General features: G+C 56.9%; 14 protein-coding genes. 4 read left to right on the top strand and 10 right to left on the bottom strand.

The annotated features are described in order from the left end of the window. Positions 1–243: 243 nt before the first annotated feature. Positions 244–948, bottom strand: a complete 705-nt coding sequence (locus F8562_RS13580; RefSeq protein WP_014837286.1) for a DNA/RNA non-specific endonuclease — start codon at positions 946–948, stop codon at positions 244–246. Positions 949–1,422: 474 nt separating this feature from the next. Here F8562_RS13580 and F8562_RS13575 point away from each other — a divergent pair, with 474 nt between their 5' ends. Then, a complete protein-coding gene (locus F8562_RS13575; protein WP_014837287.1) occupies positions 1,423–2,454 on the top strand; it encodes a DUF1176 domain-containing protein in 1,032 nt (343 codons plus the stop codon). A 210-nt stretch (positions 2,455–2,664) separates the two neighbouring features. Then, on the top strand, positions 2,665–3,678 hold the full coding sequence (locus F8562_RS13570; protein WP_014837288.1) for a LacI family DNA-binding transcriptional regulator: 1,014 nt from the start codon (positions 2,665–2,667) through the stop codon (positions 3,676–3,678). Positions 3,679–3,814: 136 nt separating this feature from the next. Here F8562_RS13570 and F8562_RS13565 read toward each other — a convergent pair whose 3' ends face one another. The 6 genes from F8562_RS13565 to F8562_RS13540 form a co-directional block, all read right to left on the bottom strand. Next, positions 3,815–4,246, bottom strand: coding sequence for a GlcG/HbpS family heme-binding protein (locus F8562_RS13565; RefSeq protein WP_042933971.1), 432 nt, complete (start codon positions 4,244–4,246; stop codon positions 3,815–3,817). Next, positions 4,233–5,144, bottom strand: coding sequence for a dihydrodipicolinate synthase family protein (locus tag F8562_RS13560; protein WP_014837290.1), 912 nt, complete (start codon positions 5,142–5,144; stop codon positions 4,233–4,235). The genes F8562_RS13565 and F8562_RS13560 overlap by 14 nt, the downstream gene beginning before the upstream one ends. Beyond that, entirely contained in the window at positions 5,138–5,965 is an 828-nt protein-coding gene (locus tag F8562_RS13555) for an SDR family oxidoreductase (protein WP_004133472.1), read from the bottom strand. The genes F8562_RS13560 and F8562_RS13555 overlap by 7 nt, the downstream gene beginning before the upstream one ends. Positions 5,966–5,988: 23 nt before the next feature. Next, the gene (locus tag F8562_RS13550) at positions 5,989–7,092 is read right to left on the bottom strand and encodes a mandelate racemase/muconate lactonizing enzyme family protein (RefSeq protein ID WP_014227729.1); all 1,104 of its coding nucleotides are present in this window, start codon (positions 7,090–7,092) and stop codon (positions 5,989–5,991) included. A gap of 53 nt (positions 7,093–7,145) precedes the next feature. After that, positions 7,146–8,597, bottom strand: a complete 1,452-nt coding sequence (locus F8562_RS13545; protein WP_014227730.1) for an MFS transporter — start codon at positions 8,595–8,597, stop codon at positions 7,146–7,148. Positions 8,598–8,741: 144 nt separating this feature from the next. Further along, complete coding sequence (locus F8562_RS13540) at positions 8,742–10,391, bottom strand: signal transduction protein (protein WP_089046408.1); 1,650 nt, start codon at positions 10,389–10,391, stop codon at positions 8,742–8,744. Positions 10,392–10,956: 565 nt separating this feature from the next. On the opposite strand from F8562_RS13540, the gene F8562_RS13535 reads away from it, so the two are divergent. Next, complete coding sequence (locus F8562_RS13535) at positions 10,957–12,321, top strand: MFS transporter (protein ID WP_014227732.1); 1,365 nt, start codon at positions 10,957–10,959, stop codon at positions 12,319–12,321. 41 nt (positions 12,322–12,362) lie between these two features. Here the strand turns inward: F8562_RS13535 and F8562_RS13530 are convergent, their stop codons facing one another. Together F8562_RS13530 and F8562_RS13525 are read right to left on the bottom strand one after the other, a co-directional pair. After that, the gene (locus F8562_RS13530) at positions 12,363–13,706 is read right to left on the bottom strand and encodes an OprD family outer membrane porin (RefSeq protein ID WP_009654447.1); all 1,344 of its coding nucleotides are present in this window, start codon (positions 13,704–13,706) and stop codon (positions 12,363–12,365) included. Between the two features lie 84 nt (positions 13,707–13,790). Continuing rightward, positions 13,791–14,570, bottom strand: coding sequence for a histidine phosphatase family protein (locus F8562_RS13525; protein WP_014837293.1), 780 nt, complete (start codon positions 14,568–14,570; stop codon positions 13,791–13,793). Between the two features lie 495 nt (positions 14,571–15,065). On the opposite strand from F8562_RS13525, the gene surE reads away from it, so the two are divergent. Next, positions 15,066–15,941, top strand: a complete 876-nt coding sequence (surE, locus tag F8562_RS13520; protein ID WP_014837294.1) for a 5'/3'-nucleotidase SurE — start codon at positions 15,066–15,068, stop codon at positions 15,939–15,941. A 68-nt stretch (positions 15,942–16,009) separates the two neighbouring features. Here surE and F8562_RS13515 read toward each other — a convergent pair whose 3' ends face one another. After that, entirely contained in the window at positions 16,010–17,134 is a 1,125-nt protein-coding gene (locus F8562_RS13515) for a cupin domain-containing protein (protein WP_014837295.1), read from the bottom strand. Positions 17,135–17,497 lie beyond the last annotated feature (363 nt).

Genomic DNA, 17,497 nt, shown 5'->3' with positions numbered 1-17,497 from the left:
TGCGCCAACACATTCGCACCGCGCTAAATAACACCTGTAAACCTAACCAGTAATAAAAATAAAGTCCAGACTTTAATCGGACATAATAAACGTCTTTAACCGCAAATTAAGAATTAACAGAATGCGTGACGCTATTAATTAGCGCTTGTGGAAAATGCCTTTCCTGATATTGCGGAAATAACCGCAAAGCAGATTCAAAAAACAAAAGCGAGATAATGCGCGCAACAGGATGCCCATGCCCAATTACGGGCACCCCATCTCTTTAGCCAGCGTACCCTTCCGGGACTTCAGGCGGCGGGCGATACCTGCCGGCAGGGCGGACCAGAACGAGAGCGCCGGATGAGTCCGCCGCTCAATCTCCTCCACCGTAACCTGATAATCACAAAAACTGGCGCTTTTGGGCGTCGCCTGATCCAGCAAAAACGCCGCGTATTCGCCTTTATCCGGACTGGAGCCGATAAAAATAATCTTCCAGTAGCCGCTGGGAAGCTCCACCTCGGGCGCGGCGGGCAGGGTGGCGATATGCCGTTCGAACAGCGGCCCGGTAACGGACCACACCGCCGCCACGTCGCGGCGCTCGGCGAGGGCGCGCTCCTTATCCTCCAGCCGCGCCCACGCCCCCTGATTCAGGTTGGAGGCCTGCGGGGTGATATTGGAAAGATAGTTTAACGCCTGCCAGTCTGTGCTGGCGCCGAGCCCGGCGAGCGGCGCCTGATGCCCGCGATCGACCGCCAATGCTGCGCTGGCCCCTTTGTATGCCGCGGGGGCAAGGGTATCCGCAGCGGGTAAATCCGGATCGCGCTTCCAGCTGCGCGAACGCCCGCTGGCCAGGCTGGCTTTGGTGATTTTATACGCCACCCAATTAGCGAATTTGCGCTGGCCGTTGTTATTGAGCGTATAGGCTTCGCGAACCAGCGTCTGCGCGCTTCCGCCGGTCGGGCAGCCCACTTCACAATGATCCACGCCGGATGATGCGGCAGCGCACGCGACGGCAAAAAATAGCGACGGCAGAACGCTGAATACTCGGGATAGCTTCATATTATTGATGACGTCAAAGAAAAGATGAACCGATGCATAAAAGAACCCCCTGAATAACCAGAGCGGAATTCAGCTATGAATCGCAAAGATGAAGTGAGAGCGTAAAAAGAGTTAGCCGGTCGCAGCTGCGCGGAATATCACAAGATGATTTAACATCACGGCGGATGTTATTTTGTGAATCCAGAAATGATGTTGAATGAGGTGACCAGACTCTCAAGCCCGCTATTTTCAGCCGGGCTGAACGGGTGGGAATATGCTCGACGAAGCGTAAAGCGGTGCGGCATCCATGTCGTTGTCTGAAAAAATGTCGCGGCAGGGGAAAACGCTTCTCTCTGCGAGGAGGATTACTCAGACTACGCGGATGACCGATTAAGGAGAGAAGATATGAAAAAGGAACTCTGGAGAGGCGTGCTGGCACTGGCCGTACTTAGTCTCCCCGCGATGGCGAAAACAGGCGTGTCATTCAGCCACAAAGACTGGGAAGTGGTATGCGATAACACGCTGACCTGCCGGGCGGCGGGATACAGCGCTGAAGAAGGAAGCGGAGGTTCGGTGCTGCTGACCCGCCAGGCCGGAGCGGGCACCGCCGTCTCGGGAGAGCTGATGCTGGCGGAGGTGACCGACAGCGACGTTCTGCCGGGCAAACTGACGCTGTGGATCAATGGCCAGCCGGCAGGCGATGTGAAGCCAGCAAAAGAGAGCTGGCCGCTGTCGGAGAAACAGGCCCGGGCGATCGTTAACGCCATCAAAGGCAGCGGGAAGGTCGAATTTACAGGCGGGGAGGCGCCGTTTGTGATTTCCGGCGAAGGCGCTTACGCGGTACTGCTGAAAATGGACGATGTTCAGGGGCGAATCGGCACGCCGGGCGCGTTGACCAAAAAAGGCGACAGGCCGGAAAGCAGCGTCCGGGCGGCGATTCCTGCCCCGGTCATTCACCGGGTCATGCCTGAGAAGGCGCAGGAGAGAGCGTTAACCGCGCCTGAGCTGGCGGTGCTCAAGCCGAAGCTTCTGGCCACGCTAAATAACGATGATTGGTGCGATCGCCTCCAGCCTGAGGAGGGGGAGGAGGCTGAAACCATCAGCCTGACGCCGCTGGATAACGCGCATTCCCTGATTTCGGCCTTGTGCTGGCGGGCGGCCTATAACGAGGGATACGGCTATTGGGTTGTGGATAGCAAACTTGAGGGTAATCCAACGCTTATTACGGTTTCCGGTTCTGAGTATGGCGACGGCGAGATTTTTATGAGCCAGAAAGGGCGAGGGCTCGGCGATTGCTGGGGGACGGCGAGCTGGCTCTGGGATGGCACAACGTTCCGCAAAAGCCGTGAAGCGACCACGGGGATGTGCCGCTATCTTCGCCTCGGCGGGACATGGGATCTCCCCACCTGGGTGACCGAGGTTAAACCGGCAAAGTGAAATCACTCGGCCAGAATCTCTCCCGACACACACGCCGACAGAGAGGACAGGGAAGGATCTTAACGATCCTCCGCGTAGCGGGATCGCGATCGACAGCGCCAGTGGCGTCAGAAAACTGACGCCTTGTTCAAAATAACAGCGCGGCTAATGTATTGCTAACTCGAATTAGTTTATGATTAAGCCGTTCTGTTCGTTATGGAAAATGAGTTTATGGCCAAAACCGTTGAGCAAGTCGCCAGGGCGCTGGGAATCTCGATTACCACCGTGCGCCTGGTGCTGGGTGGCAAAGCTGAGCAGTATCGCATCAGCGCCAAAACGCAGCAGCGTATTAATGATTACATCGCCGAGAACGGGCTGGTCGTTAACCATATCGCCCGCAGCCTGAAGCTCAATAAAACCGAGACCTTAGGGCTGGTGATCCCGCGTTTATCCAACCTGTTTTTCTCCACCCTGGCGGAAAAGCTCGAAGCCTGCTGCCGTCAGGCGGGGTATCAGCTAATGATTGCCTGCACCTACAGCGACAGCGAGCATGAAAACAGTCTGGTTGAAGGACTGCTGGCGCGCAACGTTGACGGGCTCTTCGTGGTGCCCTCTACCCGGGAAACGCAGCTGCATCACCAGAAGGTAGCGCGCAAGCGGCCGCTGGTGCTGCTCGACCGCGATTTTGGCGAGAGCGACGTGTCGCTGGTGGTGAGCGATAACTACAACGGCAGCAAAAAGCTGGTGCAGGCGATGACCCTGGCGGTGGACGTCTCGCCGATTTTTTTTATCGCCGGGGATACCCAGCAGCCGTCGATCCAGCGTCGTCTGCAGGGCTACCTGAGCGAGCTGCCCGCCGGCAAGGAGTGGATATTGTCCGCCAGCCATAACCGTCAGGAAGAGGGCAAACAGCTGATGCTCGATTTTCTCCGTCAGCACCGCGAGCCGCCGAAGGCGTTTATCGCCTCCTCTCTGCCCATTCTGGAAGGGACGCTGAGCGCGCTGCGGGAAACCTACGGCTTTATTCCGTCGGATATTCCCATCGGCACCTTCGATGAACATCAGATGCTGGGATTTCTGCCGAACGAGGTATGGTCGATGCGCCAGGATGAGGACGCCTGGGCGCAGCACGCGTTTCATCTGATGCAGCAGAAGCTGCAGGGGGAAAATGCTGATGTGAAGATCACCGTGCCGATGACCCTGATTCATCGTCCGCTGTCGGTGGAGAAGCAGCGGAGCCAGTAAATGACACGGCTAGTGTGAACACGTCAATCCCCGGCTGCGCTATGCTGGCCGGGGCTACAAATACCGCATCCTGCGCGCGCTGGTAGCCCGGATAAGGCGCGGGCGCCGCAATCCGGGAACCCTTAACGATCCCTCATCAAGTCAATCGCTGAACAAACCGCGCCGCCAGCCCGGCGTCCAGCTCCGGCGGCAGGCCGCTGATCCCGACGCCGCCAATGGCCAGCCCGTCGACGATCACCGGCTCGCCGCCCGGCATCGCCAGCAGCTGCGGGTCGTTAAATACCGCCAGCTGCAGGGCGCCGGCGCTGACCTCTTGCGCCAGCGTTGCCGTCGGACGGCGAAAGCGCAGGGCGCTCCAGGCCTTGCGCTGTGCCAGCTGGCGCGGTAGCGGTGGGCAGCGAACGTGCGCGCCAAAGGCGATGAGCTCGCCCTCCGGCCCGACAACCGCCACCGCCAGCCCCCGGGTTCGCGCATCGCTTTCCGTCTCCCGTAAAAACCGCGCGACCTGCTGGCACACGACGCTATCGTTCAGACGGATCTGGGGACAGAGCGCGTCATTGTCCGGCATCGGCGATATACCCCCTTAAGCGCAGATAGAGGTCATCCAGCTCGCCTTTCTGCGCCGCCGTCAGCGCCACAAACGGCTCGCGGGTGGGGCCGGTATCGACGGTCTCTTTCGCGGTAAGATACTTCGCCGACTGGAACACGCCGCGCGCGACCAGCTGCTCCACCACCTCGTTGATCTGCTGCTGCAGGCGCTGCGCCCGGGCAATGTCGCCCTGCTGAAAAGCGCTGCGCAGGGCGAGAAACAGCTCCGGCTGTAGGTTAACCGTGGTGCCAACCGTGGCCGTCGCGCCCGCCGCGAGGCTGGAAAGGAAGATCTCATCGAAACCGTTAAAAAAGACTTTCTCCGGGTAGCGGGCGATCATCCGTTCCAGCGAATAGAGGTTATGCGAAGTATGCTTCACCCCCAGAACCTGCTCATCGCCGAGCAGCGCGTCGGCGCTCTGGGCATCCAGCTCGACGCCGGTAAACTGCGGAATATTATACAAAATCACCGGAATCGAAATGGCGTCCAGCACCCGACGGTAGTAGGCGATAATCTCCTCGCGGCTATATTTGTAGTAGTAGGGCGGCACCAGCGACACCGCGCTGGCGCCGTCCTGCTCGGCGTGCTTCGCCAGCTCGACGGCATCCCGGGTGCGCGGCGTCCCCACGTGGGCGATCACCGGCACGCGACCGCCCGCCGACTGCACCAGCGTTGCCAGCACCTGCCGGCGCTCATCGAAACGCAGCAACGGCCCCTCCCCGGAGGAGCCGCAGCAGTAAAAGCCCTCAACCCCGCGCGCCAGCTGGGCGCGGGCGAGAGCGTCCAGCGCCGCGTAGTTCACCGACTCATCGGCGTGCATCGGCGTCACCACGGCGGAGATAATGCCGCGAAAAACCTGCCATTTATCGCTTACCATGCGGTCCAGCCTCCATCCACCACCACGTTGGAACCGGTCATATAGACCGAGGCGTCGGAGAGCAAAAACACCACCGCGCCGTTGTACTCGTGGGCTTTCGCCATCCGTCCGATGGGGATACGGCTGGTGTAGTTTTTCTGGAAGCGCGGGTCCTGATCGCTGCGCTCGACGCCGGAGAGGGTCAGAGTATTGACGCGAATGCCGTCGCGCCCCCAGTAGGTGGCGCAGTAGCGGGTAAAGTTATACAGCCCGGACTTTGCCGCCGAATAGGCCACCGGTTTGACGAACGGAATGCCGGTGTCCTCTTTTTTGTAGCTATAGATATCCTGCACAGGGGAGACCACGCCGTAGATCGAACCGACGTTGATGATCGAGCCGCCTTTGCCGGCCTGTTTCATGCGCTTGCCGACCTGCTGGGTCATCAGGAAGGTGCCGACCAGGTTCACTTCCACCACCTCGCGGAACACCTCTTCCGGAAACTCTTCAAACGGGCCGGAGACTTCCGGCGGCGCGCTGGGCTGGGTGTCGACGCCCGCGTTGTTGACCAGGCCATCCGGGACGCCCCACTTCGCTTCAATGCTATCCAGCACCCGGTTAATGCTGGCTTTATCGGTAATATTCACTTCCGCGCACAGCAGGCGGTCGGAGTCCTTAATCGCCCCCAGCACGCGGTCGACGCGCGCGGCATCGACGCGGGTGGCCAGCGCCGCCACCTTCGCGCCGCGGTCGTGTAACGTCTTCACATACTGCGCCCCCAGCTGTCCCAGGCCGCCGGTCACGATGATGACCTTGTCTTTAACCGAGAATAACGTGTCTTCCATTGTCCTTTCCCCTCACTGCGTGGTTAGATTTTGTGGGTTGCGAGGTAATCACGATCGAGAATAATGCCGTGGCCCGGCCTTTCGCTCGGCACGTAGTAGCCGTCCACCTCTTCGCCCGCTTCGGCGATGATGCGCAGATCTTTCCAGCGCCCGCCGTCGGTCATCTCGGCGTATGAGATATTCGGCACCGTTGCCAGCAGGCTGGCGCTGAGCTCCATGACAAAATGCGGCGTCATTGGCAGGTTGTGCGCGCGGGCGATGGCGGCGATATCCAGATAGCCGGTGATCCCGCCGACGCGGCCGAGATCCGCCTGGATGTAATCCGCGCTGCCGCTCTCGATGTACTGCGTAAACTGGTTTAAGTTATAGACGTTTTCTCCCAGCGCGATAGGCGTGGCGCTGCGTTCGCGCAGCCGCAGGTGGCCGGCGATATCGTCGGAGGGCAGCGGCTCCTCAATCCACAGCAGATTGAGTGGCTCGAACAGCTTGAACGCGCGCAGCGCCTGCGGGAAGCTCCAGCCCTGGTTGGCGTCCACCGCCAGCGGGAAGCCCGGCACTGCTTCCTGAATCTTACGCAGCCGCTCCACGTCCTCCTCCAGCGTCGGTTTGCCCACTTTCACTTTCGCCGCCAGGTAGCCGGTGCTTTTCCAGCGTTTGACCTGGTCAATCACTTCCTCAATGGACAGATGCAGGTTGATGCCGCTGCCGTACAGCGGAACGCGATCGCGTACGCGGCCAAGAATGTCGATAATCGGCGCATTGAGGGTTTTACCTAACAGATCCCAGTAGGCAATATCCAGCGCCGCCAGGGCATGGGTGGTGACGCCCGCGCCGCCGACGTCGTGTACGTGTTTATACGAGCGATGCCACAGGCCGCGCGGGGAGAGCGGCTGGCCAATAACGTCCGGGATAATCTCGGCAATCAGCGCGGAGATGGTTTTCCCGCACCAGCCGGAAGTGTGGCTAAAGCCGGTGCCGACGTGGCCGTTAGAACCGTAGACGTCAACAATCGCCACTTCGATATCGGTGACGTGGTGAATTTGATCTCCCCACGGGCCTTCCGGCAGCGGAACGCGGGCGGTCATCAGTTCGATATTTTCAATCACGGGCATTTTTGTGCTGTTCATCTGATTCCTTCCTTATATGGGTTCAGCGGGGGCCGCCCCTGCGGCCCGGGCGGTTAATGTTTGGAGGCCGGGGATTCATGACCCTCCAGGGCGATTGCCGGGCTGGCGTCATGTTCTCGATCGTTTTCGTCGCCCACCGCATGGCCGAAGACTTCCGGCAGCAGGAAGATGGAGGCGAGGAAGGCGCAGAACGGCGCGATAGCGATAATCATCGAGGCGACCGGTACGCCGACCGCTTCAAACAGGGCCGGGAAGACCAGGGTGGTAACGAAAGCGGTGACCTTGACGATGGTGTAGCCGATGCCGGAGGCCACCCCGCGATAGCGCGGTTTTGCCACCAGCGAGATCACCGTCATGCCGCTTTCGGAATCCCAGTAGTGGCCCCACAGCATTAGCGCCGCGCCGAAGATGATAAATGCGAAGCTGCTGCTGTAGACGCCCCACGCCGATATCGAAATACCGATGGTGACCAGCAGGAAGCCGTATTTGCTCAGTCCTTTATGCCCGAGCTTCGGCAACAGCAGCGGGCCGACAAATGCCGAGAGCGCGGCGATACAGTTCACCGCCAGCAGGGCGAGGTTATTCTGGATCTGCCCGGAAATCCCGATGGTCACGAGGATCAGCGGCAGGAAGAAGGAGAAGGCGTAGTTTTCAAACGACTGCACGGCGCAGGAGAACCAGCCGAACAGGGTGGTGCGGCGGGTAAACGGACGGCGGAACAGATCGTGCAGCGTCTCTTTGAGCGTCGGGTCGGCGATAGTGACGTTTTCATTGGGCAGAATGTCGTCCAGCAGACGGCCATCCTGTTCGCCGTAATATTCACGGGAGGCTTTTTTCGCTTCGATAAAGCGGCCGCGTTCGACGAACCACGCTGGCGTCTCCGGCAGCTCCCGACGCATAAACAGCAGCAGGCAGGCCGGGATCGCCGGGACCGCCAGCACGATGCGCCAGATCATATCCGGGTGAACATCAAGCGCCACCAGCGTGGTGACCAGCAGAATGGCGGCGATAATTCCCAGCGCGAACATAAACTGCCAGCGGTTAGCCATCACTTCGCGCTTGCCCTTCGGCATCACCTCCATGATGTAGGTAAAGCCGTTAGCCACGTCCGCGCCCACCGGGATCCCGGCGAGGCAGCGAATAATCGCCAGCCAGTACATATTGGGCGCCAGGCCCTGAAGAACGGCGAAGATCGCGAACAGGATCATCGACCAGAGGAAAATTTTACGCCGTCCGAGCTTATCGGTCAGCCAGCCGCCGAGCAGCGCGCCGACCACCGCGCCAAGCTGGGTGCCGGCGGCGGTAAAACCAAGCAGCCAGCTGCTGGGCTCATAAATATCTTTCAGGGCGAATAAAATAAACGCCATGGAATAAATATCCCATGACTCAATTAATAATGCGGTGATCATCAGCCATCCCGCTTTGGTGCAGCCAGGGGCCTCCTGCAGATCGAGCCGTTTCTTTGCCTTCTGGATAATAAATTCAATATGTTGCTGCTGATACATATAATCCTCTCTTATCCGGGCAGGCGGAGAGCCCGCCCGGACAGATGCGCGTTGATCCGCTCTTTATGGGCGATAAAGAGACGAATAAAGCGGATGTTTGCCAGGATCGCTAACAACGTAAAAATTACATAAGCGAATCAGTTGTTATTTCATTAATAAATGCGCATCGCCTGCGATAAAGACTTTCATATTTTGCGTCAGCGCCTGGGCAATAAAGGCGTTCAGCACTTCGGATAATACCTCCTCCTCTACGTAAGCCAGACTGAGATGGTTGCTCTGGTGTCCCGCCATTAAATCGTCGCGCGAAACCCCGTCGAGAACGGCGTTGAGTAACGGCCACTCGTAGTTGGTCGCCCGGCGGCGGCGTTCGAATTCGTCATGCGGTAGTTCGACGGCGGTGCCGGTGCCGATATGCAGGATCACCTGGGTGCCTTCGTAGTGCGCTCGCGCCCAGATAAAGCGTCCGGCTTTGCCCTGACCGGCAATGGTCGAGCCGCCATAGGGGAAGAACATCGCCGGCTGGCGATAGCCGGTGGCCCCGGCGATCCCGCCTTTCAGATGGGCGAACGGCACAGCGCCGGAGATCTCCAGATCCCAGTAGAACGTGCCGTTGTACTCGCTACCCCAGCGGATATCGTGAAGGGTGGTTTCGCTCGCCATGCCCAGCGCGCCGAGCAGCTTCGCCAGCATCACCTGCGGGATGGCGCTGCCCATATCCACCTCGTTGATGCAGGGGATCGGCGCGTCCGGACAGACGATCTCGCCATTCTCATCCGGGATCGGGAAACGTTCCGCGTTACCGATGGCGCCTTCGGCAAAATCCGAAGCGGCGCAGCTGTCTTTGAGCCCCTGCTGATACTGCACGCCCACCGCCGTCAGGCCGAAGCGCTTCACGAAGCGCGCCATGGCGATCATCATCGCGCACTGTTCCAGCACCTGCTCCCGGGTCAGATCCTTCGCCCCGTCGGCGCCGAACCGGAAGCGCATACCGCGGGTCTCATACCAGTCGAGACAGGCTTCGCGCAGGGCGGTCGGCACCTTGTTCATTTCAACCAGCAGCGCCGATTGCGACAGCGACTCCACCGGCATCCCCACGTCGATCATCGCTTTTTGCGGGAACACGCCGTTGATCATCCCCATACAGAAGGTATCGAACAGTCCGACAATGGCCTTGTGTTTGAGGATCGACTGCCCGACCTTCACGCCAATCTGCCCGGCTTCGCTGGCCAGCAGCGGCGCGCTGGGCGCAACCGGATGCAGATAGCTGAGCTTATGGCTGAGATGGCCGTCGCGCAGCCAGGTGTCTAAGCCGCGAATAAACGCCTCGTCGGCGAAGGTTTCCGACCAAAGCCGCGAGTAGTTGCGCTCCAGGCTGGTGAGGCAGCCTGCCATACAGAGCATGCCGACGAGGCCCGGCCAGGTACCGTCAAAATTGGCGAGCAGCAAAATAGGGCCGCGATGATGTACCAGCGAAGGAGCAAGGTGATGGGAGTATTGCCAGGCGGTAAGCAGGACAATAACCGGCGCATCCGGATCGATCCCGGCGAACAGCTCGCTACCCTCTTTCTGGCTGCTGATAAACCCGTGACCGCGCTGCTCGTTGACCGGATGGGCGCGGCGCAGGCGATAGCCTAATGTTTCCAGCGCCGTTTCCAGACGCTCTTCAAACAGCTTCTGCGTGGGCCAGCAGGTGACGTTAGCCGGTTCGCGGAGATCCGCATTGGTCACCATCAACACTTCGCCTGGCTGCGGGGTAATAAGCCCGGCTTCCGCGGGTAACGTTAAATTCAGCATGTGAATTTCTCCTGTAGGGGATAGGTCGCTTAGTTATCGTTGAGCGTGCTGCGCCGGGGTAAGCGCGGCATCAATCGTTCTGTTGCTGGCTAATTTCTTAAGCTAACTCGAATTAGCAAATTAGGATAAAAAAAAGACAGGAACAAACTCTTTACTGGGGATTTGTGATGGCTATCAATGTGCAATTATTAACTTATTAATATTTAACTCTTTATTTTAAACGGTGGGTCGAGGTGACAGGGAACGCTTGCTGAGGCGGCATAAAGGCGGGCAGCAAAGCGGACGGGAAGCGCAGCGGGGACGGTAAATCAGCATTAAATATATAATTAATTGAATTTAATAAATTATTTACGTTATTTCGTGAGCGATTTGTCTCGCGGCGCTGGCGCGAGTGTTAAAATTTAACCGATCCTGGTCACACTCTTTTAGCATTTACGTTGTGAATCTCCGTATCTTGTTATAATTAGCTAATTCGAGTTAGCTTGCGGGCGATTTTCCCTCGCCACCGCGGTTAGCCAGGCGCTGCCCGACTTAACAATAATGATTCAGGACAGAGGATTTAATGATGACTATGCTTACCTCGCCCGCCATGACCCCTGCAAAAAATGAACAAACATCGCAACAAACGCATGAAAGAAGAAAGCTGCTCACCGTGCTGGGCTCCGGTCTTTCCGGCACAACGATTGAGTTCTATGACTTTTTTATCTACGGCACCGCCGCCGCGCTGGTGTTTCCGTCGCTGTTTTTTCCTAACCTCTCGCCGCTGATGGCGCTGCTGGTGTCCTTCCTGACGCTGTCGATTACCTTCGTCAGCCGGCCCATCGGGGCCATCGTATTTGGCCACTATGGCGATAAGATCGGCCGCAAAAAATCGCTGGTTCTGTCGCTGATGATTATGGGTATTTCGACTTTTTTCATAGGCTTAATCCCCAGCTACGACACCATAGGCAACGCCGCGCCGCTGATACTTATCTTTTTGCGCCTCTGCCAGGGCTTTGCCATCGGCGGCGAATGGGGTGGGGCGACGACGCTGATCACCGAGTATGCGCCGCGCCATCGCCGGGGCTTTTTCGGCACTTTTGTTCAGTTGGGCAACGTGCTTGGCCTGTTTATCGCCACCGGCGTTTTTGCGCTGGTGGTGATGCTGCCGGAGGATGACCTGATGTCCTGGGGCTGGCGCGTGCCTTTCCTGTTAAGCATCGCGCTGCTGTTTGTCGGGATGTTTATCCGCTCAAGGATCGAAGAGACGCCGGTGTTCCAGGAGAATCAGAAACAGCAGCAGAACGCGCCGAAAGCGGCGGAGCAGAAGTTTCCCATTCTCACCGTACTCAAGCATCACCGTAAAGCGGTGTTCCTGGCGATGGGCATGCGCATGGGGGAGATTGTTCTGGGCTGGCTGACGGTGGCGTTCTTTATGTCCTATGTGACAAGGGAACTCAACTTCACTCGCGAAACGGCGCTGAACGGGCTGCTGCTGGCCAGCTTTGTCGGCATTTTTACCTTTCCGTTCTTCGGCTGGCTTTCCGATAAAATTGGCCGCCGACCGGTCTATCTGGCCGGCGCCGCCATCACGCTGATCTTTGCTTTCCCGCTATTCTGGATGATCGATTCCGGCTCGGTGAAGATGTTTATGTTCGCCACCACCTTCTGCTATTCCGTGGGGCTGGGCATGATGTTCAGCGTTCAGCCGGCCTTCTTTTCGGAGCTTTTTGACACCAGCGTGCGCTATACCGGCGTCTCGCTCGGCTTTCAGCTGGCGAACATCGTCGGCGGCCTAACGCCGATGATCGGTACCTTGCTGCTGGTGTGGTCCGGCGGCGCATCGTGGCCCATCTCGCTGTTTCTCGCCTGCATGGCACTGATTACCATCCTGTGCGTCTGCGTGACGCGGGAAAGCTATAACGATGAGCTTAATGAGGTGAAGAAGTAGCCGGGGAGGGTTGCCCCGCCATGACCGGCGGGGCGGGCGTATCAGAACAGATTAAATTTATATTCGATAATCACTTCCGAAGAGAGCGAGTTGGCCCGGCTGTAATGGCCGTCGGTAAGCACCGGCGTTTTGCCATTCATCTTATAGGACCAGCCCGGCCCGAACATCGCCCAGACGGTGAGATTTTTCAGTCTTGGGTGCGTCGGCACCCAGCGGCTGAAGGCGTTAATTTCCCCGGTACGGACGTGGTTGCCGCGGTAGTTAAACTGGGCGATGTTGCCGGCGAGACCGATCGCCAGCTCCGGCGTCAGGTTATAGTCCGACATATTAGAGAGAACCAGTTCACCGTCGCGCATATAGTCGTTACCGGCGTAAGCCATTGAGATAAAGGTCCCGCGCGAGTTTTTACTCATATGGCGCGGGTAGAAGCCTACTTCATTGGCCTTGTTCGCATCGGTATAGCCCAGACCCCACTTGGTGCTCCAGTTGTCCGCCTGCCACTTCACATCCATGGCGATGTGCCAGGCGTCGTCGTCAAAGTCACGCTTATTCGCTGGCATCGCTTTATACTCGTCCAGCGCGTGAGTGGCGTAGACCTGAGTACCGATGTTCAGCGCTTTTATCGGCTTAATATTGGTAAACAGAATATGGCGGCGCAGATAGTTATCGCTTTCACCATAGCCGTACTGCATGTTCAGGTGCTCGCTTTGCCACAGAATATCGCCGCTGGCGATATGGTTAATGTACTGTCCGCTGTTGGTCTGGAAGCGTTTCTTATCCGGCGAGTTACGATCCATCGCGCTTTCGATGTACGCGCCGCGCAGCGTGAAGGGACCGTAGTTCACCGCGCCGGTCCAGCCCAGGTAGGTGGTCGGAGAGAGGCGGGTGGAGTTGGAGATGACGCCAAAGTTTTTCATCGTCTGCCAGCCCCAGCGGGCGTTCAGATGAGTGTCCGCCAGGCGATACTGTAGCTTGACGTTGCGTTGACCAAATTTGGAAAAGCCTTCAGCGTTGCTCTTTTTATTCCCGCTGCCGTTGTTATACAGCACGCCGCGGGAGTTAAAGTAATCGCTGGCGCCGAGCTTTACCGCTCCGTAGTAAGTGGCATCAAAGCCAATAATATCGGCAAAATAGCCGGACTGATAATCGACAGCGACGCCCTGACCCCAGGCATTATGGACTTTCTTTGGCTCGGTCTCTTCTTCCTTAAGATATTTCCAGTAGTTTTTAAACGATAAATTCATATGGGACTGGCTGAATAACGGATCGTCGAGCACGGTATCGATATAATCGCGCTCCTTCAGGCTGTTAGTGGTCGAAGCTGACCAGGCGCTGGCGGGAATAGCCAGCAGCATAATGGCGACTGTTGTAGTATTGATTTTCATAATAAACCCCAGAGTAGGGACGCAGCGATCCAGGCGAGGTGTTTTCGCCTGAAGTCTGCCGTAATAAATAATTAAGCGTGGGTATTATTTTTTATCGAGAGCCTGTTTTCCGGCTTCAACATATTTCATGGTGCCAATTTCTGGAACGGTATATTTGCCGTCTTTATAAACAATTTTAACCACCGCGGCATTGGCAAGCGGCTTGTTTTTCGCGTTATCGTCGGTTAAATCGGAAATCATAATCTGCATTGCGGTACCGGATGAAATTGCCAGCACGTTTTTATCGCCCCGGGCCTGCGCGTTTTCAACGATAGTGTGCAGCGTTGCCTGGGTACGGGTTTTTACCTGCTGATAGTTTTCCGCCATACCCTTTGGGTCGGCCGCTGCCAGCGCGTTCTGGTTGGTATCGACGGCCAGGGTGCCCGCTTTCATTTGGCTGAACAGCGCAGCGCCGTCTTTAAGCCCCAGCTGTCTGGCGCCGGCGTCGGCCATATCTTTGTTATAGCCGCCTTCGAAACCGCCGAAGAAGGCTTCCCGCAGGCCGCTGAGCTCAGTAAGTTTGTAATCACTTACTCCGGCTTGCTTAAGGATCACCTGCATGGTTTCACGCTGACGTCCGGCATCGCTGGAATAGAAGCTATCAAAAGGAATACCTTTAAGCCCCTCGCCGAGATAACGAGCGACGCGAATGCCGTCTTCGGTAAGCGGTGAGTCCGCCCAACCCTGCACGCGGTCAAACGTATTCAGCAGCGTTTTGCCATGGCGGGCGAAATAGATATTCACGCCGTCATCGTTTTTAACTTCCGCCGCAGAGCAGGTTGCCGCACCTGCCGCCATCATTAATGCTATTAGCCACTTCTTCATATAACGCTCCACCTGAATGGTCTTTTTATAAGCAAAAAAAAACCTACGTCAGATATTCGACGCGAAGCATAAATAAGATTATGTTCGCTCGAACGTCTATAACGTAGGTTTCGCCTGTTCTAAACAGTAACAATCCAACAAGGGCGACGTTAGCACTAATTATGAGAAAAGACATCCTCTATTTATTATGAATGTCAATAAATGTGATCGTCTTCATGGAGGTAATTTTGTCGATTGAGTTGTATCTTAAGTTTAATTTTCAGATTAATTGGCAGTTTTCGGCTTAAATAATTTTAGAGGATTGATCTCCGTCACAGAATAATGATGTCCGGGCTGGACTCTTTTACGCTCTGGCGTTATTTTCGCAGCACTCTGGGATTGTTACTGACCACAGGCAAAACCTAAGACCCCTGTCCGCCAATTTGGCGTGCGGCAGGAGTCTTAGGTTTTTTTTTGCGCCTAAGAAATACCTCTGCTACCCAACAAGGAGTGATGATGAGAACGAAAATCCTGACTGCCGCCATTCTGGCGTTATCTGCCGCTGGCGTACAGGCTGCTGAAAAACCGCTGAAAATACTGCTGGTTAACGATGATGGCTGCCAGTCTGTGGGGACCACTTCGCTGCAGGAAAAACTGGCGGCCAAAGGGTATGACGTCTGGATGGTGGCGCCGGCAACGAATCAGAGCGGTATCGGGTCGGCAATTACCTTTAAAACGGGTAAAGTTTTTGATGTCAAAAAAGCCGCTGACAAACGCTACTGCTTCCCTGGAACTCCTGCCGATGCGCTGGATTTTGGCCTGTGGGGCGTGCTGAAAGACGCGCCGCCGGATCTGGTGATTTCGGGCGTCAACGATGGTCCCAATACCGGTATGGCGCAGGTTAACTCCGGCACCGTGAGCGCCGCGGCCCGCGCCGTACGCTACGGTTTCCCGGCGATTGCCGCCAGCATTGGCTACCGCTTCACGGAAGAAGAGATGAAGAACAAATGGCCGAGCACGCATAAGTACTGGCCTGATTCGGTGGATTATGTCGTCTCGCTGGTGGATAAACTTAACGCCGCGCATAAACCGGGAAGCCCGATTATGCCGCAGGGGGCCGGGTTGAGCATTAACTATCCGCCGCTGCCGTCGGCTGAAATTAAGGGTGTTCATTATATTGAGAATGAACAATTCCCTGTGCCGCAGATTGGTTATGAACTTCTGGCGGACGGTACCGCCAAACAGACGATGAATCCGGAGGCGATGAAACCGGCGGAAGGGGATAATGACTCGGGCTGGCTCAACAAAGGATATATTACTTACACCCTGTTTGATGGTTCATGGAACGCGCCGCACTACCAGGCGCAGTTTGAGGCGCTGCTCGGTAAATGATGCTGTAGCGATAGTAAAGAAGAAGGCGCGGGTTCCGCGCCTTCTTTATATGAACCGATGATGAAGCGCTATTCGTCGAAGAACCAGTAGCCCTGGTTAATCAGGCGGGTCAGATCGGCGATAAAAGCCGGATTGCGCAGCGCGGCCTCGCCTAGCTCCTCTTTACCCAGCAGGGTATAGCGGCACAGCGCGTCCAGAGCCGCGGGATCGGTTGGCTCCAGCTGTTCGCTATTCACAAAGAAGCTGTCGCCGATGTGCAGTACGCGCAGGCCGCTCAGGCGAGTCAGCATTTCACCGCCCGCCAGCGCGTCGACAATCTCCTCTTCTTCAAAAGGCGGTTCAGCGGGCGCAATATCCAGCTCGTGGCGCGGCGTCGTGGCAAAACGCCCAAACCAGCGGCGGAAATCTTCCGGCTGGTTAATCATCTCGATCATCATGCCGCGCAGGCGTTCCAGTTCATACTCTTCTACCCGTCCCGGATGTTCGCGGCAGGTCAAATCCGGATCGCTGTAGTGCTCGCCGCCGAGATCGTTTTCCAGCGCATAATCGGCAAAGCTGCTGATCAAATCGCGGCCGTTTGGCCCACGGAAGCCGACGGAGTAGTTCAGCGCCGTTTCGTGAGTGATTCCGTCGTGCGGGAATCCGGGCGGAATGTACAGAATATCGCCAGGTTGCAGATCTTCATCAATGATCGGCGGGAACGGGTCAACGTGCAGCAGCGCCGGATGCGGGCAGAACTGACGCATCGGTAGCTTATCGCCCACGCGCCAGCGGCGGCTGCCCATGCCCTGAATAATAAAGACGTCGTACTGGTCGATATGCGGGCCCACGCCGCCGCCCGGTACGGAAAAGGAGATCATCAGATCGTCTAAACGCCAGTCCGGCAGCACGCGGAAGGGGCGCACCAGTTCAGCGGCGGGCATATGCCAGTGGTTTACCGCCTGAGCCAGGAGCGACCAGCCGGTTTCGCCCAGGCCATCAAAATGTTCAAACGGCCCGTTGCTGGCCTGCCATTGACCGTTCTTGAGGCTCACCAGTCGACTATCGACTTCCGGTTCCATGGCCAGCCCGGCCAGCTCATCCGGCGTAATCGGATCGACGAAATTCGCGAAAGCCTTCTTTAATACGACCGGCTGCTTTTGCCAGTACTTTTCTAAAAACTCGGGCCAGTTAATGTTGAGTTGATAAGCCATAGGTTCATACCAATAAGAAGAAACGGGCCTGATTATAGAAATATGCACCCTCAAGCCGCTTTGTCATGGGTCAAGGCTGGTGCTTAATTCATCATCTGAAGTCACGACGCGGTAAGAGAGGGGAAAACGTAAAGCGGATAACGTTGATTTTCGCAAAATGTCGCTTTTGCCTGAATTCGCTGCAGCCCGCGTGGCGTCTGGCTTTTTCCCATTTTTTCTGGCGTGGATGGGGCTTGAGAAGTTTAAATTATGAGCGTTTGATAAGTTTTTTGTATTTTAAGGGTTGCTATATCCCGGCAGCTCCCTATAATGCGCTCCCACTGACACGGCAGATGTGAATCACTTCACAAACAACCGGGTCGG

It is taken from the genome of Klebsiella sp. RCJ4 (assembly GCF_009025755.1).
In the GTDB taxonomy this organism is placed as follows: domain Bacteria; phylum Pseudomonadota; class Gammaproteobacteria; order Enterobacterales; family Enterobacteriaceae; genus Klebsiella; species Klebsiella michiganensis.
Note: the sequence above shows the minus strand (reverse complement) of the source record. Positions and strands in the feature narration are given on the sequence as shown.

What these genes read in the sequence shown, in the direction of transcription:
- F8562_RS13530 (WP_009654447.1), bottom strand. Translation starts at nt 13,706, where the DNA reads ATGAAAATCAATACTACAACAGTCGCCATTATGCTGCTGGCTATTCCC.
- F8562_RS13565 (WP_042933971.1), bottom strand. Translation starts at nt 4,246, where the DNA reads ATGCCGGACAATGACGCGCTCTGTCCCCAGATCCGTCTGAACGATAGC.
- F8562_RS13525 (WP_014837293.1), bottom strand. Translation starts at nt 14,570, where the DNA reads ATGAAGAAGTGGCTAATAGCATTAATGATGGCGGCAGGTGCGGCAACC.
- F8562_RS13560 (WP_014837290.1), bottom strand. Translation starts at nt 5,144, where the DNA reads ATGGTAAGCGATAAATGGCAGGTTTTTCGCGGCATTATCTCCGCCGTG.
- surE (WP_014837294.1), top strand. Translation starts at nt 15,066, where the DNA reads ATGAGAACGAAAATCCTGACTGCCGCCATTCTGGCGTTATCTGCCGCT.
- F8562_RS13555 (WP_004133472.1), bottom strand. Translation starts at nt 5,965, where the DNA reads ATGGAAGACACGTTATTCTCGGTTAAAGACAAGGTCATCATCGTGACC.
- F8562_RS13545 (WP_014227730.1), bottom strand. Translation starts at nt 8,597, where the DNA reads ATGTATCAGCAGCAACATATTGAATTTATTATCCAGAAGGCAAAGAAA.
- F8562_RS13550 (WP_014227729.1), bottom strand. Translation starts at nt 7,092, where the DNA reads ATGAACAGCACAAAAATGCCCGTGATTGAAAATATCGAACTGATGACC.
- F8562_RS13515 (WP_014837295.1), bottom strand. Translation starts at nt 17,134, where the DNA reads ATGGCTTATCAACTCAACATTAACTGGCCCGAGTTTTTAGAAAAGTAC.
- F8562_RS13575 (WP_014837287.1), top strand. Translation starts at nt 1,423, where the DNA reads ATGAAAAAGGAACTCTGGAGAGGCGTGCTGGCACTGGCCGTACTTAGT.
- F8562_RS13540 (WP_089046408.1), bottom strand. Translation starts at nt 10,391, where the DNA reads ATGCTGAATTTAACGTTACCCGCGGAAGCCGGGCTTATTACCCCGCAG.
- F8562_RS13570 (WP_014837288.1), top strand. Translation starts at nt 2,665, where the DNA reads ATGGCCAAAACCGTTGAGCAAGTCGCCAGGGCGCTGGGAATCTCGATT.
- F8562_RS13535 (WP_014227732.1), top strand. Translation starts at nt 10,957, where the DNA reads ATGACTATGCTTACCTCGCCCGCCATGACCCCTGCAAAAAATGAACAA.